Annotated in this window: 14 protein-coding genes and 1 pseudogene; 7 read left to right on the plus strand and 8 right to left on the minus strand. The window is 72.9% G+C overall.

Annotated elements, in window-relative coordinates:
• Positions 1–35: 35 nt before the first annotated feature.
• Both ABT078_RS04635 and ABT078_RS04640 read right to left on the minus strand, forming a co-directional pair.
• On the minus strand, positions 36–179 hold the full coding sequence (locus ABT078_RS04635) for a hypothetical protein (RefSeq protein WP_351223781.1): 144 nt from the start codon (positions 177–179) through the stop codon (positions 36–38).
• Entirely contained in the window at positions 179–1,714 is a 1,536-nt protein-coding gene (locus tag ABT078_RS04640) for a DUF4331 domain-containing protein (protein WP_351223783.1), read from the minus strand. The genes ABT078_RS04635 and ABT078_RS04640 overlap by 1 nt, the downstream gene beginning before the upstream one ends.
• Before the next feature lie 249 nt (positions 1,715–1,963).
• Here ABT078_RS04640 and ABT078_RS04645 point away from each other — a divergent pair, with 249 nt between their 5' ends.
• Positions 1,964–2,230, plus strand: a complete 267-nt coding sequence (locus tag ABT078_RS04645; protein ID WP_351223785.1) for a hypothetical protein — start codon at positions 1,964–1,966, stop codon at positions 2,228–2,230.
• 244 nt (positions 2,231–2,474) lie between these two features.
• Here the strand turns inward: ABT078_RS04645 and ABT078_RS04650 are convergent, their stop codons facing one another.
• The 6 genes from ABT078_RS04650 to hmgA form a co-directional block, all read right to left on the minus strand.
• A complete protein-coding gene (locus tag ABT078_RS04650; RefSeq protein WP_351224384.1) occupies positions 2,475–3,803 on the minus strand; it encodes a M1 family metallopeptidase in 1,329 nt (442 codons plus the stop codon).
• Between the two features lie 107 nt (positions 3,804–3,910).
• The gene (locus ABT078_RS04655; RefSeq protein WP_351223787.1) at positions 3,911–7,924 is read right to left on the minus strand and encodes a Pls/PosA family non-ribosomal peptide synthetase; all 4,014 of its coding nucleotides are present in this window, start codon (positions 7,922–7,924) and stop codon (positions 3,911–3,913) included.
• A gap of 415 nt (positions 7,925–8,339) precedes the next feature.
• Positions 8,340–9,533, minus strand: coding sequence for a CaiB/BaiF CoA transferase family protein (locus ABT078_RS04660; protein WP_351223789.1), 1,194 nt, complete (start codon positions 9,531–9,533; stop codon positions 8,340–8,342).
• Positions 9,534–9,617: 84 nt separating this feature from the next.
• The gene (locus ABT078_RS04665) at positions 9,618–10,766 is read right to left on the minus strand and encodes a type ISP restriction/modification enzyme (RefSeq protein ID WP_351224386.1); all 1,149 of its coding nucleotides are present in this window, start codon (positions 10,764–10,766) and stop codon (positions 9,618–9,620) included.
• 36 nt (positions 10,767–10,802) lie between these two features.
• Complete coding sequence (locus ABT078_RS04670; RefSeq protein WP_351223791.1) at positions 10,803–11,552, minus strand: GntR family transcriptional regulator; 750 nt, start codon at positions 11,550–11,552, stop codon at positions 10,803–10,805.
• 12 nt (positions 11,553–11,564) lie between these two features.
• Positions 11,565–12,908, minus strand: a complete 1,344-nt coding sequence (hmgA, locus tag ABT078_RS04675) for a homogentisate 1,2-dioxygenase (RefSeq protein ID WP_351223793.1) — start codon at positions 12,906–12,908, stop codon at positions 11,565–11,567.
• Between the two features lie 139 nt (positions 12,909–13,047).
• Here hmgA and ABT078_RS04680 point away from each other — a divergent pair, with 139 nt between their 5' ends.
• The 6 genes and pseudogenes from ABT078_RS04680 to ABT078_RS04705 all read left to right on the plus strand — a co-directional run bounded on the left by ABT078_RS04680 (position 13,048) and on the right by ABT078_RS04705 (position 20,060).
• Complete coding sequence (locus ABT078_RS04680) at positions 13,048–13,656, plus strand: TetR/AcrR family transcriptional regulator (RefSeq protein WP_351223795.1); 609 nt, start codon at positions 13,048–13,050, stop codon at positions 13,654–13,656.
• Positions 13,657–13,788: 132 nt separating this feature from the next.
• Complete coding sequence (locus tag ABT078_RS04685; protein ID WP_351223797.1) at positions 13,789–16,032, plus strand: molybdopterin oxidoreductase family protein; 2,244 nt, start codon at positions 13,789–13,791, stop codon at positions 16,030–16,032.
• 65 nt (positions 16,033–16,097) lie between these two features.
• Positions 16,098–16,715, plus strand: a pseudogene (locus tag ABT078_RS04690) (MFS transporter); the annotation flags it as partial.
• 10 nt (positions 16,716–16,725) lie between these two features.
• Positions 16,726–17,061, plus strand: a complete 336-nt coding sequence (locus tag ABT078_RS04695; RefSeq protein WP_351223799.1) for a hypothetical protein — start codon at positions 16,726–16,728, stop codon at positions 17,059–17,061.
• A gap of 459 nt (positions 17,062–17,520) precedes the next feature.
• Complete coding sequence (locus ABT078_RS04700) at positions 17,521–18,912, plus strand: aldehyde dehydrogenase family protein (protein WP_351223801.1); 1,392 nt, start codon at positions 17,521–17,523, stop codon at positions 18,910–18,912.
• Between the two features lie 68 nt (positions 18,913–18,980).
• Complete coding sequence (locus ABT078_RS04705) at positions 18,981–20,060, plus strand: Zn-dependent alcohol dehydrogenase (RefSeq protein ID WP_351223803.1); 1,080 nt, start codon at positions 18,981–18,983, stop codon at positions 20,058–20,060.
• The last annotated feature ends 189 nt before the right edge of the window (positions 20,061–20,249 follow it).

The following is a 20,249-nucleotide window of genomic DNA, read 5'->3' on the forward strand; positions in this document are numbered from 1 at the left end:
AGTCGGCGACGTCGGCGGTGCGGAAGGCCGCCCGCCTACGACCCCTTCGCGGACGCCGCCGCCCCGGCGGCGGGGCTTTCGCCCGCGCCGCCCACGACTGCTCCCGCGGCCGTCAGCGCCAGGGCCAGCCCCGCCACCGCGGCCGCGAGCCGCCACTTCCGCAAGCCCGCGACGGGCATCACAGCACCGCCCCGTCGCGCCGCCGCATGCGCCACCACGCCAGACCGAGGCCCACGAGCACGATCCCTGCGCCCGCGGCCACCAGCGAGGTGGTGACCAGGGTGCCGTTGTCGCCGGCCGACGCCGTCAGTTCGGCCGAGCCGCCCTCCAGCTGGCTCCGGTTGCCGCCGCCCTGCCCCTGGGCGAGCGGGCCGTTCGAGCCCGATGCCGGCAGCGCGACATACGGGAAGGCGTCGCCGAAGGGCTGGTCGTTGGCGTTTACCGCGTCGCCCAAGTCGTTCTTCTGGCCGAGCAGTTCGCCCTCGACGACCTGCAGAGAGATGTCGATGACGTCGTCGGTGAGCCGCCGCCCGTTCGGGAAGCCCGCGTTGTCCCCGTCCAGCACACCGAGGCGCTTGGGCTCGGAGGCGGGCGGGATCGCGGTGTTCAGGCGCAACGCCTCGGCGGGCCGGACGTTCGGCGGCTGATTGAGGTCCTTCACGCCGGTGAGGAACACGGACACGAGGTCGTTCCGCGGCTCCTGCGGAGCGTCGATCTTGTAGATGGCCTCGATCAGCTTCGGCAGCTCGGGCTTGGTGACGAACGGCAGGAAGTCCGCGTCGTTCCACGGCGACGACGCGTTGAAGCGGTCCTTCGCATTGAGGGGAACGACGACCTCGTTCACGAGCGGCATCCCGAGCCGTGAGACCTGGGTCCAGTGGCCGCTCGCGTTCCTGCGGTGCGTGGTCGACCAGATGCCGATCACCGGCTGCCCGACCGACTGCCTGATGTGGTCCGACGGCACCTGGAGGGCGATGGTGTTGACGTTGTAGCCCTTGAGCGTGTCCCGGCCGACCTCCGACAGATCGCCTCCGTAGAGCAGGTCGAAGACGCGCAGATCGAGGAAGAACGGGTCGTCGGCCTGCCCGGCGAACGCCGTGCTGCCGTCGGGCAGTTGACGGATCGCCTGCTCCCTCAGCTTCGCATAGTCCGGCATGGAGGCTTTGCCCACGTTGGAGGGGGCGACCGGCACATCGTCGGCGATCTTCGTGGTGGAGATCACATGCTGGTTCCGCAGCCGCAGCAGTTCGATGTCGTACGTCTGGGTGATGTTGAGGTCCGGGTCGTCGAGGCTGGTCACCGGGCCGGTGTTGTGCAGGAAGGTGTCGCCGTTCCGTACGTGGTCCTTGAACGTCCAGCGGTAGAGCAGATCGCCCTGCGCGTCGCCGTCCGAGTCGATGTGGATGTCGTAGCGGGCGTCCTTGGCGAAGCGGTAGAAGTTCGGCCCGCCCGCGGGCTCCTCGAACGGCAGCCAGTTGGCGACGATCGTCGTCGTGTCCGGCTTGTCCGGGCTCACGAAGGCGTACACGTCGGTGTTGTCGTACTGCGGCTGGCCCGAGATCAGCGGCGCCTCACGGTGGCTGGAGGCGTTCGCCGCCCCCGGCGCGAGGGAGGTGGTGACGCCGGCGGCCGCGAGCCCCCCGGCGGCCAGCGCACCGCAGACGAGCGCGGCGAGACTCTTGCGCCCCCGTGCGCTCCTGTTCACAGTGGTCATCGCATCCGTCCTGTTCCTGAGCGAGGTATCCGGAAGTGCCTGGTGACCTGCATTCGGAGACAGGGGGCCGGAGGATTGGTGGCTGTTCGGCAACTGTCCAACTCGCCCTGGAATCAGATGGATTCGTAGAGTAGTCGTCAACACCCGTACGAGTGCGGTGAATCCTGCGACCGGGATACACGAGTGTCGTCGCGGGGCGATAGGGTTAACCTGCCCGGGCCGGGTGCCCTCGAACGGGTGGGGAGTGACATGGAACAGATAACGGTGCGCAGCAGGCCGCGAGTGCCTGCGATCACATGCGGGAGCAGTGCGACCAGCTCGCGTCTCGACCGCCATCTCTCGGTGCTGGGCGGCCCCGCCGTCCCGCAGGTCGAGACGGCAGAGGCGACGTCGCTGATGCGCGAGCTCACGTCGCGTGACGTGGCGCACACCCACAGAAGCAAGAGCGCGCGCGTCTCCCTCTTCGCGCCGCTGCGCAGGCTGCGGCGCTCACTGTTCGGCAGCCGCGGCCAGTAGCCAGGCGGGGTGGCCGGCCGGCGGTGCCGGGCTCGCGTGACCGTTCACGCGCACCCGTCCCCCGCGCTTCGCCCGGCCTGCACGGTCCGACCACCCCGACACGGCCCCTCATTCCGTCCACACCGGTCTTCTCCACACGCCCTGTTTGTGAGCCCCTGCCGGGTGAATCCCCGCCGGCGGGGGCCGGACCCCCTCTTGCCCAGGCCCCACGTGCGCGGCACCCGGTCGGCCCCGGACGCACGTGTCAGCGGCGCTGCTGCGGCAGGGCCGGCAGCTTCGTCTCGTACAGCCACATCGTGAACAGCTTGTCCAGCGGTCGCGCCGAGTGCCGGCGGGCGAGGGCGACGAACTCCTCCGTCGTCACCACGCCGTGCCGATGGGTCGCCGTCCACTCGCGCAGCAGCCCCACGAAGGCCGCGTGCCCGATCTCCGTGCGCAGCGCGTGCAGGGTCAGCGCGCCCCGCTCGTAGACCCGGTCGTCGAACAGCCGCCGCAGTCCCGGATCGCCGATCCTGACGTCCTGCCGCATCAGCGCGAGCCGCGCCCGGGACTTCGCCGCCATGGCCGACGCCGACGGGCCGCCGGACATCTCGGACCACAGCCACTCGGCGTACTTGGCGAAGCCCTCGTTGAGCCAGATGTGCCGCCAGTCGGCGACGGTCAGGCTGTTGCCGAACCACTGGTGGGCCAGCTCGTGCGCGACCAGGCGCTCGCTGCCGCGCCGCCCGTCGACATGGTTGGCGCCGAAGATCGAGAGGCCCTGGGCCTCGACGGGCACCTCGAGCTCCTCGTCGACGACCACCACCGCGTAGTCGTCGAAGGGGTACGGGCCGAAGAGGTCCGTGAACACGGTCATCATCTGCGGCTGCCGGGCGAAGTCGCGCTCGAAACGGCCGATCAGCTCGCGCGGCACCGCGGCCGGCTGCGGGACGGCACCCGCGTGCTCCACCTCGACCAGGTCGTACGGCCCGATCTGGACGGTCGCGAGATAGCTCGCCATCGGCGCGGGCTGCTCGTACACCCAGGTGGTGGTCGAGGCGCTGATCGTACGGGAGGTGAGCATGCCGTTCGCGACCACCGTGTACGGCGACGGGGCGGTCACCGCGATCCGGTAGGGCGCCTTGTCGTCGGGGCGGTCGTTGCACGGGAACCAGGACCGTGCGCCGCTCGGCTGCGAGGCCACCAGCGCGCCGTCCTCCAGGTGCTCCCAGCCCACGTCGCCCCAGTCGCGGGTGCGCACGGGGTGCGGGACGCCGGTGTAGCGCACCTCCACGGTGAAGGCGGCCCCGGCGCGCAGCGGCCGTGCCGGACGTACCCGCAGCTTGTCGGCGCGATGGGTGTACCGGGCCGGGCGGCCGCCGTCCACCAGAACCTTGGTGAGGCGGAACTGCCCGAGGTCGAGGACGACCTCGGGCAGCGCGCGCTCGGCGACGCCGCTGATCCTGGCCCGGCCGGCGAGCCGGCCGGTGTGCGGACGGTAGTCCAGCTCCAGGTCGTACTCGGTCGTCCGGTAGCCGCTGTCGCCGTGTTGCGGCAGGTACGAATCCGTCACGGTGGTGCGTCCTCCGGTCATGCCCTGTGCCGCGCTGTCGCGCTCGTGCTGCGCGGCCGCGCCGGTGCTCGCCGCACCGGCACGTGCCGCTCCTGTGCTCACGGCCTCGTCGCGGGCCGCGCCCGTCGTCACTGCTTCCATGCCGCGATCGGGTTGCCCAGCCAGCGGGTGTCCGCGGGAACGCTCTCCCCGCGCATCACCAGCGAAGCCGGACCGACCGCCGCGCGGTCGCCGATCACCGCGCCGGGCAGCGCGATGCCGTGCGGACCCAGCGTCGCACCCGCTCCGACAACGACATTGTCCATGCGCATGATCCGGTCGTGGAAGAGGTGGGTCTGCACGACACAGCCCCGGTTCACGCTGGCGCCGCTGCCGACGGTGACGAGGTCGGCCTCCGGCAGCCAGTACGTCTCGCACCAGGCGCCGCGGCCGATGCGGGCGCCGAGGCCGCGCAGCCACAGGTTCATCAGGGGCGTGCCGACGGTCGCGCCGACCAGCCACGGCACGGCCAGCACCTCCACGAACGTGTCGGCGAGCTCGTTGCGCCACACGAACGACGACCACAGCGGATGCTCGACCGTCCGGAACCGGCCGACCAGCAGCCACTTCATCGTGATCGCCACCAGACAGGCCACCAGTCCCGCGGCCGCCAGCACCACGCCACCGCTCAGCACCGCGACCGCGAAGCCGAAACGCCCGGCCAGCAGAGCGAAGGCCATGAACGCGAGCACGGCGAGCGCCACGCCGCACATGACCGGCACGACCCGGAACAGTTCGACGCACGCACGGGCCCACTTCAGCCGCGTCGGCGGGGTGAAGGTGCGGCTCTGGTCCCCCTCTTCGGCCGCCCGGGGCAGCTTCATCGGCGGCATGCCGAGCCAGGAAGAGCCCGGCTTCGCCCGCTTCGGTGTCGCGGACAGCACACCCACGAGGCCCCGCTTCGGCACCCGGCGGCCCGCGGCCGTCATCCCGGAGTTGCCGAGGAAGGCGCGCTTGCCGACACGTGCCTCGGCGATGTGCAGCCAGCCGCCGCCGAGCTCGTAGCTCGCGACCATCGTGTCGTCGGCGAGGAACGCGCCGTCGCCGACCGCGGTCATCGCCGGCAGCGCCAGCACCGTCGACACCTCGACGCCGCGGCCCACCTTCATGCCGAGCGCCCGCAGCCACACGGGCGTGAACAAGCTGGCGTACAGCGGGAACAGATGCACCCGCGCGATGTCCATGAGCCGCTCGGTGGCCCACGCCTGCCAGGCGATCCGGCCGTGGACCGGGTGGTAGCCCTCGCGCAGGCCGACGCCGAGTGCACGTACCCCGGCGAGGATCAGCAGGGCGTACGTGATCATGGCGGCGACCGTCGCGAGCGGGACGGCGGCCAGCGCGGCCGCCAGCGCCTCGCCGACGGCGGCACGGCCGCGCAGGAAGACGCCGATGACCAGCAGTCCGGGGACCGCCGCGAGGGCCGGCAGCAGCGTCAGGCCGAGGGACGTGAGGGAGTAGACGGCCGTCCAGCGGCGCCGGCGCACCGGCCGGTGTTCGGGGGTGCGACGGTTGGCTTTGCCCTTGCGGGACGCCGGCACGCCCGCCCAGCGCTCGCCCGCCGGGACGGTTCCGGCCACGCCGGAGCCGGCGGCGACCTCGGCCCGCTTGCCGATGCGTGCGCCCGGGAACAGCGTGCTGCGGGCGCCGACCGTGGCACCCGCCCCGATCCGGATGGAGCCGACCCGCAGCCGGTCGCCGTCCAGCCAGTGCCCGGACAGATCGACCTCCGGTTCGACGGCGGCGCCCTTGCCGAGCCGCAGCAGTCCCGTGACGGGCGGCAGGGCGTGCAGATCGACGTCCTCGGCGATGCGGACGCCGAGCGCCCGCGCGTAGTACGTGAGCCACACGCCGGCCAGGCCGGTCGCACCGCTCAGCTCGGCGAGCCGCTCGGCGGTCCACAGCCGGAGGTGGGTGCGACCGCCCCGCCGGTACGTGCCGGGGCGCACGCCGCGCAGCAGCAGCCGCGCTCCGCCCGCCGCGATCACGATCCGCCCGGGCGGACTGCCGACGAGCAGCCAGCCGAGCGCCACCCACCACCAGGACACGGTGGGCGCCCACGGCAGCCCGACGACGTTGTTGACGGCGGCGGCGACCACGCCCCAGCGCAGCCCGGCGACGCCGAGCAGCGGCAGCATGAGCAGCACCTGCACGGTCCCGGCCCACCGCGCCACAGGCCGCACGGCTCGGACCTTCGCCTTCCCGTCGGAGGTCTCCTCCAACGTCCGCGCGAGCGCTCCGAGCGCCGGGTTCTGGTAGACGTCACCGACGGACCCGGTGCCGTACCGCTCCCGGATCCGCGACACGAGCTGCGCGGCGGCGAGACTGCCGCCACCGCTCACGAAGAAGTCGGCATCGACCCCGGCGACGGGCACGCCGAGCAGCTCACCCCACTGCTCGGCGAGCCACGCCTCGGCCTCGCTGAACGCTGCCGCCCCGTCGGCGACCTCCGGAACAGCACTCGGCAGCGGCCACGGCAGCGCATCCCGGTCCACCTTCCCGGAGGTCCGGGTCGGCAGATCGTCCACGACGGCGATGAGCGGCACGAGGGCGGCGGGAAGCTCCTTGCGCAGTCGCGCCACCGCATCGACGACGTCGAAGTCACCCACGCCGTCGCCGGCTGGAACGGACATGTCCTCGGTGTCGGGGACCGCGCCGGCCGCGTCGGCGTCGCGGAGGGCGCCGGCCGTGGAGGTCGCCCCGAGGCCGTCGGGGTCCAGGTCGGCCGTGCCGCGGTTGGGGACCACATAGCCGACCAGGAGCTGGTGGCCCGCCGTGGTCGTGCGGACCGCAGCGGCGGCGCCGGCGACGCCAGGGAGGGCCTGGAGGGCGGCGTCGATCTCACCGAGTTCGATGCGGCGGCCGCCGAGTTTGATCTGTTCGTCGGCGCGGCCGACGAACAGCAGGCCCTCAGGCTCCGCCCGGACGAGGTCGCCGCTGCGGTAGGCGCGGTCCCAGCCCAGGGCGGGCAGCGGGGCGTACTTCTCGGTGTCCTTGGCCGCGTCCAGGTAGCGGGCGAGGCCGACGCCGCCGATGACGAGCTCGCCGGTCCCGCCCATGGCGACGAGCTCGCCGCCGGCGTCCACGACCGCGAGCTCCCAGCCGTCCAGGGGCAGGCCGATGCGTACCGGCCCTGAGCCGGTCAGCGGGGCCGCGCAGGCGACGACGGTGGCCTCGGTGGGGCCGTAGGTGTTCCAGACCTCGCGGCCCGCGACGGCCGTGCGCTCGGCCAGTTCGGGCGGGCATGCCTCGCCCCCGAAGATCAGCAGGCGTACGTCGTCCAGCGCGTCGGCCGGCCAGAGCGCGGCGAGTGTGGGGACCGTCGAGACGACGGTGATGCGCTGCTCGACGAGCCAGGGGCCGAGGTCGAGGCCGGTGCGTACGAGGGAGCGGGGGGCGGGCACCAGGCATGCGCCGTGCCGCCAGGCCAGCCACATCTCCTCGCAGGAGGCGTCGAAGGCGACGGAGAGCCCGGCGAGCACACGGTCGCCCGGGCCGAGCGGGGCGTCCGCCAGGAAGAGCCGCGCCTCGGCGTCGACGAAGGCAGCCGCGTTGCGGTGGGTGACGGCGACGCCCTTGGGCCTGCCGGTGGAGCCGGACGTGAAGATGATCCAGGCGTCGTCGTCCGGGCCGGGGCGGTGCCCGGTGACGCCGGACGGCGTGCCGATCGGGAGGATCCGGCGGCCCGCGCCGATCACGGCGCTGACCGCGGCCTCCTCGAAGACGAGATCCGCGCGCTCGTCGGGGTCCTCGGCGTCGACGGGGACGTACGCCGCGCCGGCCGCGAGTACGGCGAGGACGGAGACGTACAGATCGGCGGTCCCGGACGGCACCCGTACCCCGACCCGGTCGCCCGTGCCGATCCCGGCCCCGGCGAGCCGCAGCCGCAGCGTCTCGACCTCGTAGAGGAGGGCGCGGTACGTGAGGGGCCCGACGCCGTCGTCCACGGCCTGCGCGTCAGGGTGCCGGCGCGCGGTCTCGTCGAGGATGTCGAGGAGCGTACGCTCGGCCGGGGCGCCCCCGGCGGCGAAGAGCGCCGGTGCAGGTGCGGGCGTGTCGTCGAGGAGCGGGTCGATGAGGGCCGGGGTCTCCGGGGCGACGGTCATCCAGCGCACCGATCGCCGGCCGGCACTATGCACGAGGTCTCGTTCATACGTGTCTCACTCTCCGTCTGTCGGGCGATCGCGCTCCGCATTCTTGTTGCGCGCACGGCAAACGGGGAGTTTATCCAGCGTTCACTCGACTCGCCTGTTGTGCCTGGCCTCGGCTGCTGTAGGGGTTTCGTCGCTCTCGTGGGCCCTGGCCTGGCATCGTCACAGGTCAAAGGCCCGGAGCGGATGACGCTCCAGGCCTCGTGTCAGCCGTACGGGTGAACGTCCGGCTGTGTCGAAGGGCACGAACAAAACAGGCTACAAAGGGCATCCCGTCGAGGATCCGTGGATGCCGAAGGCGCCCGTACGGCGGTGGAGGCCGCGATCGCCCGTGCGGCGGATCAGACGCCCTGCCCGGCCGAGTGGTCTCTCACGCCACCACGCCGGCACCGCGCAGCTCCGTGATCTCCTCCTGCGTCAGGCCCGCCTCCCGCAGCAGCGCGTCGGTGTGCTCGCCCAGCGCGGGGATCGCGCCCATCGGCGCGTCCGGGCCGCCCGGCAGCGTGATCGGCGGCAGCAGGGCCCGCAGCGGGCCCGAGGGCGATGCGACCTCCCGCCAGCGGGAGCGGGCCGTCAGCTGAGGGTGGTCGGCCAGGTCCGCGACCGTGTTGAGGCGGGCGCAGGCGATGCCCGCCGCCTCCAGCCGGGCGACGGCCTCCGACGCGTCCAGGCGCGCGAGCGCCTCGGCGACGACCGTGTCGGTCTTCTCCCGGTTCGCGGTACGCGCCCGGTTCGTGGCGAACGCCGGATCCTCCGCGAGCTCCGGGCGCTCCAGCACCGACTCCGCGAGCCGCCGCCACTCGCGGTCGTTCTGCACCGAAAGGAGCACCTGTCCGCCGTCGGCCGTCGGATAGGCGTCGTACGGCGAGATGACGGCGTGCGCCACGCCGGTGCGCGCCGGTGCCTCGCCTCCGTGCATCCCGTGGTGCAGCGGATGCCCCATCCACTCCGCGAGTGACTCCAGCATCGAGATCTCCACGACCCCGCCCCGTCCGGTCGTCGCCCGCCGCAGCAGCGCCGCGAGCACACCCGAGAAGGCGTACATCGCGGCCGCGATGTCGGCGGCCGGGATCCCGGCCTTCACGGGGTGCTCGGCGGTCCCGGTCACCGACACGAGCCCCGCCTCGCACTGGACGAGCATGTCGTAGGCCCGCTTGTGGGCGTACGGTCCGTCCGCCCCGTACCCGGAGATGTCCACGGCGACCAGCCGCGGATGCGCGGCGCACAGTGCGGCCGCATCCAGCCCGAGCCGCTGCGCGGCCCCCTGCGCCAGGTTCTGTACGAACACGTCCGCGTCCGCGATCAGCCGGCGCACCAGCGCGACGCCCCGCGGGTCCTTGAGATCGACGGCGAGCGACTCCTTGCCGCGGTTGCACCAGACGAAGTGCGAGGCCAGCCCCTGGGCGGCGGTGTCGTAGCCGCGGGCGAAGTCGCCGCCGTCCGGGCGTTCGACCTTGATGACGCGCGCGCCGAGGTCGGCGAGCTGACGCGTGGCGAAGGGCGCCGAGACGGCCTGTTCGACGGCGACGACCGTGACGCCGTCCAGGGGCAGCGGTTGGCTCATGGGAGCCGTACTACCGTGTAGGTACCACCTTTGTCACCCTCGGGGCACCGGCGGACGGCGGAGGAACGCACCTCCTGGAGCCCCCTAGAGCAGCGCGAACTGTCCCTCCGGACCCTCCTCGTGATGATCGAGCACCGACGCCGGCCGCCGGGCCGACCCGGGCACGGGCGCCAGCCCCGGATCACCCGGCTCCGTGCGCGCGACCTCCTTGCCCAGCTCCGCCCGCGCCGCCTCCAGCTGACCGAGCAGCGCGAGCACGGTGATGAGTTCCAGCAGCTCCGACGTCCACTCCTGCGGCCAGGCTCCCGGCCGGATCGCCTCCAGCGTGCCCGGCTCGGCCTCGGCCGTCCGCCGCTCGAACCAGTGCTCCAGGACGCGCGCACCGGCCACCTGGAACTCCCACGCCCCCACCGGCACGGGTGCGATCCGCCCCTCACCGACCAGCAGTGCCTCCTCATCGGCGTCGTACGCGAGCTCCCCGGGCCGTGGCGGGATCGCGGCCCGCACATACGGCCGCCGGCCACCGGGCAGCCTCGGCCGCTCACCGCCGCGCGCACCCCTCAGCTGAATCCCGACGATCCGCCGCCCCAGGTCCACACCGCCCGCCCACACCCCGGGATCCGAGGTGAACGGCACGACGCACCCCTTGGCCGTCGCCCGCCCGGTGGCCACGACCCAGGCCAGCACGTCCTCCGGCGCGACCCCGCTCCCGTAACGACGTGTCAGCGCCTCCACCAGGCCGGGAGCGAGATTGGGCTCGACCCCGCCGGGCCTCCGGTACAAGGGCCGTATCCGGCCCGGGCGCCCGGCCGGGGAGCGCCCCTCGGGCAGCACCCCCGACACCAGCAGCGCGGGACCCGCGGCACCCGGCACGTACCCCTGCTCCACGGCGAACAGCTGCCGTCCGTCGGCGACGCGCCACAACTCCGGCCGGGCGACGTCGATCAGACGGTGATCGGGGACGACCCACTGCTCGTCGAACGGGCCATGGGCGATCCGCACGGGTTCGGGACACGGGCCGTGCTCACGCGCGAAACGCGCCGTCCCGGTGGACTGCCCCGGCAGCGCGGCGACGGCGGTGTGCAGGCTGCGCGCCCGCGTCTCGCGGAACAGGGTCCGGCGCGCGTCCCCCTCGGCCCGTACGAGCGTGTCCCAACGCGCCCCGAGCGTCCGCACATCCGGGGCGACCGGCCAGCTCCGGCCGAGCCGCAGGGGTCCGGTGGACCAGGGCATCACGTCGTCGAGCAGCACGGCGTCGCTCACTGCCGATCACTCCGTCTCGACGGTCACCGAGAACGAGAACCGGTCACCCCGGTACCGGATCCGCGCCACATCCACCACCCGCCCCTCGTCGTCGTACGTCACCCCCGTGTAGTGCAGGATCGGCGACAACAGCGGCACCTGGAGCAGTTCCGCCGTCTCCGGGTCGGCCAGCCGCGCCTCCACGGTGTCGGTGATCCTGCTGATCCTCACCCCGACGGAGTCCCGCAGCACCTTCGTCATCGGCCAGCGCTCCAGGTCCGCGACCTTCAGCCCGGCCGCGATGTCCGTCCGCACCGCGTTCTCCGCCCAGTTCGTCGGCTCGCCGCTCTCCCCGTCGCAGCGCAGCCTGCGGTACGTCACGATCTCGTCCACGTCCGTGAAGTACTCGGCGAGTTCGCCCGGCACGGGGGAGGGGCCGTGCCCCAGCACCGTCGTCCGCTCGCCCGACTGCTGGGCCACGATCGCGTCGATCGAGCCCAGCAGCCGCCTCGGCGCACTGCGCCGCGCCCCCGGTTCGATGAAGGTGCCGCGCCGCCGGTGCCGGCTGATCAGCCCTTCCGTCTCGAGCTCCTTCAGCGCCTGCCGCATGGTCAGCACGCTGACGCCGTAGTGCTCGGCGAGCTGCTCCTCGGTGGGCAGGCGCAGCGGATCGTGCGGCCGGCGCCCCAGTATCGAGGCCCGGAGGGACTGCGAGACCTGGTACCACAGCGGCAGCTTGCGGTTCAGGACGAGCGAGTCGGGGGCGAAGGCGGTCACGGCAACTCCGTATCAGGACCGGAAGTGGCGTTCAAGACCCTGCCACACGTCGTCGTACCCCCTCTGCAGATGGTCGGCGTTCGCGGCCTGGGCGGTGGCGGTCACCGGCCAGCGGGTCTCGAACATGAAGGCAAGACCGTCGTCGATCTTCTGCGGCTTGAGTTCGGCGGCGCTCGCCCGGTCGAAGGTCTCCCGGTCCGGCCCGTGCGCGGACATCATGTTGTGCAGCGACCCGCCGCCCGGGACGAAGCCCTCCGCCTTGGCGTCGTACGCGCCCTCGACGAGGCCCATGTACTCGCTCATGACATTGCGGTGGAAGTACGGCGGCCGGAAGGTGTTCTCGCCGACGAGCCAGCGCGGTGCGAAGACCACGAAGTCCACACCCGCGAGCCCGGGGGTGTCGCTCGGCGAGGTGAGCACCGTGAAGATGGACGGGTCCGGGTGGTCGTAAGAGATGGTCCCGAGCACATTGAACCGATGCAGGTCATAGACGTACGGCACATGGTTCCCGTGCCAAGCCACGACGTCGAGCGGAGAGTGGCTGTACGTCGCGGTCCACAGATTCCCGCAGAACTTGTTGACCACCTCCACCTCGCCCTCGACGTCCTCGTACGCGGCGACGGGCGCCCGGAAGTCCCGTGCGTTCGCGAGACCGTTCGCCCCGATCGGGCCCAGATCCGGGAGCTGGAACGGCTGTCCGTAGTTCTCGCACACATAGCCCCGGGCCGTCGGGCCCTGCCCGCCATCGGACGCGGTGTCGAGGAGCTCCACGCGGAACCGCACGCCGCGCGGGATGAGTGCCACCTCGCCGGGCCGGGCGGCGAGCAGCCCGAGCTCGGTGCGGAGCAGCAGCCCGCCCTGCTCGGGGACGATGAGCAGCTCACCGTCCGCGTTGCTGAACACCCGCCGCTCCATGGAGGCGTTGGCGTGGTAGAGGTGCACGGCCATGCCCGTGCGCTGCGTGGCGTCGCCGTTGCCGCCGAGCGTCCACAGACCGGCCAGCCAGTCCGTGCCGGGGGCGGGCTCCGGCAGCGGGTTCCAGCGCAGCCGGTTCGGGTCGGGCACGGTCTCGGTGAAGGGCGCGGAGCGGAGGGCGCCGTTGTCGGCGCGTACGAAGGGGGGATGCGCGGCCGACGGACGGATCCGGTACAGCCACGAGCGCCGGTTGTGGGCGCGCGGCTCGGTGAAGGCGGATCCGCTGAGCTGCTCCGCGTAGAGCCCGAGGGGTGCCCGCTGCGGCGAGTTCCGACCGAGTGGCAGCGCGCCGGGCAGGGCCTCCGAACTGTGCTCGTTGCCGAAGCCCGACACGTACTCCAGCCCTTCGGCCGTTTTCCTCGCCTGCTCGATGCCGCTCATCCGCACTCCCGATGCGTCCGGTACCCGTCCAAGGAATCCTATGGTTGACAGTAGGATTGCGTGGCGGCCCTCGTCAACGACATCCCCCGCCCATGCCAACGGCATCCCCCCGTCGCGCCGGCGGCGGCATGATGGAGCGATGGCCTCAGCCCACTCCCTCCGCCGTACGCCCGTGCAGCAGCGCAGCGCCGAGCGGCTGACCCGGATCCTGAACGCCTGCGCCGAACTCCTGGACGAGACGGGCTACGAGGACCTGTCCACGCGCGCGGTCGCGGCCCGCGCGGGCGTCCCCATCGGCTCGGTGTACCGCTTCTTCGGCAACAAGCGGGCCATGGCCGAGGCGCTCGCACACCGCAATCTGGACACGTATGCCGAGCGGGTCACGGCACGGATCGCCGCGCTGACGGCCGCGGACCGGCGCGGCGTCGTCGACGCCGTGCTCGACGAGTACCTGGCGATGAAACGGACCGTGCCCGGCTTCGCGCTGGTCGACTTCGGGTACTGCATCCCCGTCGCCGCGCCCGCCGCCGGGGCCAACCGCGAGGTCGCCGACCGCCTCGCCGAACTGCTCTCCGGCCATCTGGGCCGCAGCGCCGACGCGGCCCTGCGGCGTACCACCCTGATCGCGGTCGAGGCCGCGGACGCTCTCCTCCAACTCGCCTTCCGCGTCGACCCGTCGGGCGACGCGGAGATCATCACCGAGACCCGGGAGCTGCTGTACGCGTACCTCGCCCGTGTGCTGGACTGAACCGGACGGCTGCCACCCGGACGCGGCACCGGAAAGCCCTTCCCCGTCGCCGGCACCTCCCCATCATGCGTACCGGTCGGTATGCTCTGGGGCGCCCGCGCGTCATCGCTGCCGCCGCCCCGGGAGGGCCCCATGTCAGGAACCGACGCCACCCGTACCGCCCTGCGCATCTGCCCCCTCTGCGAGGCCACCTGCGGGCTGACCCTCACCATCCGGGGCAGTCGCGTCACAGGGGCACGCGGCGACCAGGACGACGTCTTCAGCCAGGGCTTCATCTGCCCCAAGGGAGCATCGTTCGGTCAGCTGGACGCCGACCCAGACCGCCTCCGCAGGCCTCTCGTCCGCGACGACAGCGGCGAGCTGCGCGAGGCGACCTGGGACGAGGCCTTCGACACCGTCGCCGCCCGGATACGCCCGCTGATCGAGGAACACGGACCGAACGCCGTGGGCGTCGTCCTCGGCAATCCGAACGTGCACACCATGGCCGGCGGGCTCTACCCGCCCGTCCTGCTCTCCGTGCTGCGCACCCGCAGCATCTTCACCGCCTCCACCCTCGACCAGATGCCCAAGCACGTCTCCAGCGGACTGCTCTACGGCAGCGCGATCGCCATTCCCGTCCCCGACCTGGACCGCACCGACCATCTGCTGCTCCTCGGTGCGAACCCGCTGGAGTCCAACGGCAGCCTCTGCACCGCCCCCGACTTCCCCGGCAAGCTCAAGGCGCTGCGCCGTCGCGGCGGCAGCCTCACCGTCGTCGACCCGCGCCGCACCCGCACCGCCGAGCTCGCCGACCGCCATGTCGCCATCCGCCCCGGCACCGACGCGCTGCTGCTCGCCGCCCTCGCCCACGTCCTCTTCGAGGAAGGGCTCACGGACCTCGGGAACCTCGCCCCGCACGTGCAGGGCGTGGCCGAAGTGCGCCAAGCAGTACGGGACTTCGCCCCCGAAGCCGTCGCCGCGGCCTGCGACATGGACGCCGACGACATCCGTACGATCGCCCGCGAGCTCGCCGCCGCCCCGACCGCCGCCGTGTACGGACGCATCGGCAGCTGCACCGTCGAACACGGCACCCTCGCCAGCTGGCTCGTCGACGTCCTCAACATCCTCACCGGCAATCTCGACCGGCCCGGCGGCGCTCTCTTCCCGCTCGCGGCCACCGACCGCGCCCCCCGCCCGTCCTCCGGCCTCCGGCACGAGGAACCCCACCCCGGCAAGGGCTTCGTCCTCGGCCGCTGGACGAGCAGGGTCAGCGGCCACCCCGAGGCCAAGGGCGAACTGCCCATCGCCGCGCTCGCCGAGGAGATCGAGACGCCCGGTGACGGGCGGATCCGGGCCGTGATCGCCGTGGCCGCGAACCCGGTGCTGTCCGCGCCCGACGGCGACCGCCTCGACCGTGCGCTGGGTGACCGCCTGGACTTCATGGTCAGCGTCGACCCCTACCTCAACGAGACCTCGCGCCACGCCGACGTCGTCCTGCCCCCGCCGCCGCCCTCCCGCAGCGCCCACTTCGACTTCGCGTTCAACGCCCTCGCCGTACGCAACCAGGCCCGCTACACGCCTGCTGCCGTACCGCTCGACGCCGGACTCATGGACGAGTGCGAGATCCACGCCCGGCTCATCCTCGCCGTGAGCGGAATGCACGGCGCAGCCCCTTCCGCGGTCGACGACATGGTCATCGAGCGTGCGCTCGCCAAGGCCGTCGCCGATCCGCACTCGCCCGTGCACGGCCGCGACGCCAAGGAAGTGGCGGCCGAACTGAGCGGTGGCACGGGACCCGAGCGGCGCCTCGACATGATGCTGCGCCTCGGCCCGTACGACATCACCCTCGACGATCTGCTCGCCCACCCGCACGGCATCGACCTCGGCCCGCTGCAGCCCCGGATCCCCCAGATCCTGAAGACCCGCAGCGGGCGCGTGGAACTGCTCCCGGCGGAGGTCGAAGCCGATCTGCCGCGGCTGCGGCGTGCCCTGGAGGAGCGGGACGAACGGCTCGTCCTCGTCGGCCGCCGGCATCTGCGCTCCAACAACAGCTGGATGCACAACGTCGCCACGCTCGCCGGCGGTTCCAATCGCTGCACGCTCCAGATCCACCCCGCCGACGCCGCCCGGCTGGGCCTCGACGACGGAGACCGGGCCAGGATCGCGGCGGACGGCGGTGAGCTGGAGGTCCCGGTCGAGATCACCGACGCCGTCCGGACCGGCGTGGTGAGCCTCCCGCACGGCTGGGGCCACGACCGCCCGGGCACACGGATGTCGGTGGCGGCGGCCAGTCCCGGAGTCAATGTGAACCAGCTGCTGGACGGCTCGCGCCTCGATCCGCTGTCCGGCACCGCGGTGCTCAACGGCTTCCCCGTGGAGGTATCGGCAACGCGATGACCTGGGCTTTTGCTCGTATTGCTCACACGTCAACACCTTGTTGACGGCGATGAACGGCACCTGACGTCATCCGGACCGCCGGCTCACCGGGAGGTACGCGGTGAGGATGTCCGTCGCCGACAGCACCGCGATCGGTGAGCACCGGGGAATCGCCCCGTCCGTCATCGGGCTGCTGCTGAGCCTGCGCGCCGCCGCGACGATCGCCTGCCGGCTGGTCATGACCCCGATGATCCGGGTCCTCGGCCGCACCGCTCTGCTCACGGTCACCTGTCTGCTCGCCGGTCTGCTGTGCGCCGGCGTGGCGCTGCCCGTCCCGGTGTGGGCGCTCGCCGTGATGCTCGCGGTGCTCGGTTTCTGCCTCGGCGTGGGCCAGCCGCTGTCGATGACGACGGTCGTCCGGGCCGCCCCCGCCGAGGCCCGCTCCACCGCGCTCGCCCTGCGCCTCATCGGCAACCGTCTCGGCCAGGTCGCCGCGCCCGCGTCGGCGGGTCTCGTCGCAGGGGTCGCCGGCACCGGCGCCGTTCGTGATGCTCGGGGCCCTCCTGCTGGTCGCGGCGGGGCTGGGGCTGCGGGCGGGCGGCTCCGAACGGGGCGCTGAACACGGGACGCGCACGGTACGTACTACTGGCCGTCCGGAGAAGCGTCCTTGCGTCAACGACGGGAGCCGCAATGAGCGAAGGTGACGGTCCGATCATGAAAGGCCTCCCGGACGGAGGCGCCGAACTGTCGGTGGTGCTGCGGCTGCGCTGGGACGATGTGGCCGCGCTCGGCCGCGAGGCGAGTCGGCTGGCCGAGCAGCGCGGGGCGCCCGTGAGTCTCGACGAGGCGGCCAGCCATCGGCTGCGCACGTGGTCGTCGGTGGCGAAGACCCCCGACGAACGGGGGCAGGCCCAGCCGGCGAACCCGCCCACGGCGGCCGCGCCCCACGCGATCGCGAGCACCCCGGCGGCGCGTGTCACGTCCATCTCGCCCCCCACGGTCCGCCCGGCCCAGCCGCCGACGACGGCCCTCGGCCAGGCGCCTGCCTGACCGGGGGCTTCTCCCCACCCCGCGTTCCCGGCCGCGTCGACTTGCGGCTCCGCGCCGTGGGGGGCAGGCCCCCGGACCCAGGTACGCCCCCGGACCCAGGTACGCCCCCGGACTCCCGGGACGTGCCCGGTCCCGGGGGAAATGGTTCCGGTACCGGCGAGTGGGCCCGGGTGGCCGTGCTCAAGCGCGAGGGGCTGGAAACGGCCCCGGCGCCGTGGGACATGGCCCCGGCGCCGCTGGAATCGGCCCCGGCACGCGAGGGCGGAGCCCGGAGCGGGCTGCGGGGCGAAGGCCTCCCGCCACGGGGCGGAGCCGCAGGTCGAGGTCGCCGGGAGGCGCGCGTGGGGGAAAATCGGGGGGCCTCAGCCCCCGGCCCGCCCTGGCGCACAGGAAACTAACACCGCTAGTTTGGGCGTCGACGACGGACGAGCACCGAGTCACGCCCGAAGGAGACAGCGGATGAAGGCCCACGACGGCATGTACATCGGCGGCACCTGGCAGCCCGCCGCCGGCGCCGACACCATCGCGGTGGTGAACCCCGCGGACGAGCAGGTCATCGCCCACGTCCCGGCCGGCACCCCGCAGGACGTGGACGCCGCGGTACGTGCCGCGCGCGCCGCCTTCCCCGGCTGGGCCGCCACCCCGCCCGCCGAGCGCGCCGCGAAGCTCGTCGCGCTCCGGGACGTACTCGCCGCCCGCAAGGACGAGATCGCCGCGACCGTCACCGCCGAACTCGGCGCGCCGCGGCAGCTTGCCGAGGCCGTCCACGCGGGCCTGCCCCTCCTCGTCGCGGGCTCGTACGCCGAGCTGGCCGCCTCGTACTCCTTCGAGGAGACGATCGGCAACTCCACCGTGCTCCTGGAGCCGGTCGGCGTCGTCGGCGCGATCACGCCCTGGAACTATCCGCTCCACCAGATCGTCGCGAAGGTCGCCCCCGCACTCGCCGCCGGCTGCACGGTCGTCCTCAAGCCCGCCGAGGACACCCCGCTGACCGCGCAGCTCTTCGCGGATGCCGTGCACGAGGCCGGGCTGCCTGCGGGCGTGTTCAACCTGGTCACCGGCCTCGGACCGGTCGCGGGACAGGCACTCGCCGAGCACCCCGGTGTGGACCTCGTCTCCTTCACCGGCTCCACCGCCGTCGGCCGGCAGATCGGCGCGACCGCGGGCGCCGCCGTCAAGCGCGTGGCCCTCGAGCTCGGCGGCAAGTCCGCCAACGTGATCCTGCCGGGCGCCGATCTCGCCCGCGCCGTCAACGTCGGAATCGCCAACGTCATGTCCAACTCCGGTCAGACGTGCAGCGCCTGGACCCGGATGCTCGTGCACAGGGACCACTACGACGAGGCCGTGGCACTCGCCGCCGAGGCCGTCGCCAAGTACACGCCCGGCGAGCGGCTCGGCCCGCTCGTCAACGCCAAGCAGCAGCGGCGGGTCCGCGGCTACATCGAGCAGGGCATCGCGGAAGGTGCGCGGGTCGTGGCAGGCGGCCCCGAGGCGCCGCGCGAGACCGGCTACTACGTCGCGCCGACCGTCTTCGCCGACGTCACGCCCGAGATGACGATCGCGCAGGAGGAGATCTTCGGCCCGGTCGTCTCGATCCTGCGGTACGAGGACGAGGACGACGCCCTGCGGATCGCCAACGGCACGGTGTACGGCCTCGCGGGCGCGGTGTGGGGACAGCGGGAGGAGGCCGTCGCGTTCGCGCGGCGCATGGACACCGGCCAGGTCGACATCAACGGCGGCCGCTTCAACCCGCTGGCACCGTTCGGGGGTTACAAGCAGTCGGGCGTCGGGCGGGAGCTCGGGCCGCACGGCCTCGCCGAGTACCTCCAGACCAAGTCCCTGCAGTTCTGAGCCGTTCCGAACCGGCCCGAGTCCAGCCGCCCCGTTCTGTCACGATCCGTTCCGAGGAGCCCGCAACCGTGGTCCGCGCAGCCGTACTTCCCGCCGTCGGTTCCCCGCTGGAGATCACCGGCATCGAACTTCCCGAGCCCGGCCCCGGCCGGGTGAGGGTGCGCCTCGCCGCCGCCGGGGTCTGTCACTCCGATCTGTCCCTGTCCAACGGCACGATGCGGGTGCCCGTGCCCGCCGTCCTCGGCCACGAGGGCGCGGGCACGGTCGTCTCCGTCGGCGAGGGCGTCACCCATGTCGCGCCCGGCGACGGCGTCGTGCTCAACTGGGCGCCGTCGTGCGGAAAGTGCCACCACTGCTCGATCGGCGAGGTCTGGCTCTGCGCCGACGCCCTCACGGGTGCGGGGAGCGTGTACGCCGTCACGGAGGATGGCACGGAGCTGCACCCGGGCCTCAATGTGGCCGCGTTCGCCGAGGAGACCGTCGTCGCGGCCAACTGCGTCCTGCCGGTCCCGGACGGTGTCCCGCTCACCGATGCCGCGCTCCTCGGCTGCGCGGTCCTCACCGGCTACGGGGCCGTCCACCACTCGGCGCGTGTCCGCGAGGGCGAGTCGGTCGTCGTCCTCGGCGTCGGCGGGGTCGGCCTCGCCACGCTCCAGTCCGCGCGGATCGCGGGGGCCGGGCCGGTCGTCGCGGTCGACGTGTCGCCGGAGAAGGAGGGCCTCGCGCGCCGGGCCGGAGCGACGGAGTACGTCGTCGCCTCCGCCACCACGGCGAAGGAGATCCGCAAGCTGACCGGCGGTCGGGGCGCGGACGTGGCCGTCGAGTGCGTGGGCCGTGCCGAGACGATCCGCACGGCCTGGGACTCGACCAGGCGCGGCGGGCGTACGACGGTGGTCGGCATCGGCGGCAAGGACCAGCAGATCACCTTCAACGCGCTGGAGCTGTTCCACTGGGGCCGTACGCTCTCGGGCTGCGTGTACGGGAACTCCGATCCGGTGCGGGACCTCCCGGTGCTGGCGGAGCACGTCCGGGCGGGGCGGCTCGACCTGAGCGCGCTGGTCACCGAGCGGATCGGTCTGGACGGCATTCCGGCGGCCTTCGACAACATGCTGGCGGGCAAGGGCGGTCGGGCGCTGGTCGTGTTCTGACGCTGCCGACCGGGCCACGGCGCTCACCGGGCGGCGCCGACCGGGCCCCATCGCCTCACCGGTCACCCCGGCCGCACACCTGTGCGGCCGGGGTGCTCGTGCTGCTGTCCGACGCGATGGTTACCAGCGGGTAATGATCGAGCAAAAACTCCTGCTGCGCGACCCGTTGACCGTCATACCCACCGGTCG

The organism is Streptomyces sp. NPDC002133, assembly GCF_040296405.1.
GTDB lineage: Bacteria > Actinomycetota > Actinomycetes > Streptomycetales > Streptomycetaceae > Streptomyces.

Excerpts from the sequence above, each read along its gene's own strand:
- ABT078_RS04635 (WP_351223781.1), bottom strand. The coding sequence starts at position 179 with ATGCCCGTCGCGGGCTTGCGGAAGTGGCGGCTCGCGGCCGCGGTGGCG.
- ABT078_RS04640 (WP_351223783.1), bottom strand. The coding sequence starts at position 1,714 with ATGACCACTGTGAACAGGAGCGCACGGGGGCGCAAGAGTCTCGCCGCG.
- ABT078_RS04645 (WP_351223785.1), top strand. The coding sequence starts at position 1,964 with ATGGAACAGATAACGGTGCGCAGCAGGCCGCGAGTGCCTGCGATCACA.
- ABT078_RS04650 (WP_351224384.1), bottom strand. The coding sequence starts at position 3,803 with ATGACCGGAGGACGCACCACCGTGACGGATTCGTACCTGCCGCAACAC.
- ABT078_RS04655 (WP_351223787.1), bottom strand. The coding sequence starts at position 7,924 with ATGACCGTCGCCCCGGAGACCCCGGCCCTCATCGACCCGCTCCTCGAC.
- ABT078_RS04660 (WP_351223789.1), bottom strand. The coding sequence starts at position 9,533 with ATGAGCCAACCGCTGCCCCTGGACGGCGTCACGGTCGTCGCCGTCGAA.
- ABT078_RS04665 (WP_351224386.1), bottom strand. The coding sequence starts at position 10,766 with ATGCCCTGGTCCACCGGACCCCTGCGGCTCGGCCGGAGCTGGCCGGTC.
- hmgA (WP_351223793.1), bottom strand. The coding sequence starts at position 12,908 with ATGAGCGGCATCGAGCAGGCGAGGAAAACGGCCGAAGGGCTGGAGTAC.
- ABT078_RS04680 (WP_351223795.1), top strand. The coding sequence starts at position 13,048 with ATGGCCTCAGCCCACTCCCTCCGCCGTACGCCCGTGCAGCAGCGCAGC.
- ABT078_RS04685 (WP_351223797.1), top strand. The coding sequence starts at position 13,789 with ATGTCAGGAACCGACGCCACCCGTACCGCCCTGCGCATCTGCCCCCTC.
- ABT078_RS04695 (WP_351223799.1), top strand. The coding sequence starts at position 16,726 with ATGAAAGGCCTCCCGGACGGAGGCGCCGAACTGTCGGTGGTGCTGCGG.
- ABT078_RS04700 (WP_351223801.1), top strand. The coding sequence starts at position 17,521 with ATGAAGGCCCACGACGGCATGTACATCGGCGGCACCTGGCAGCCCGCC.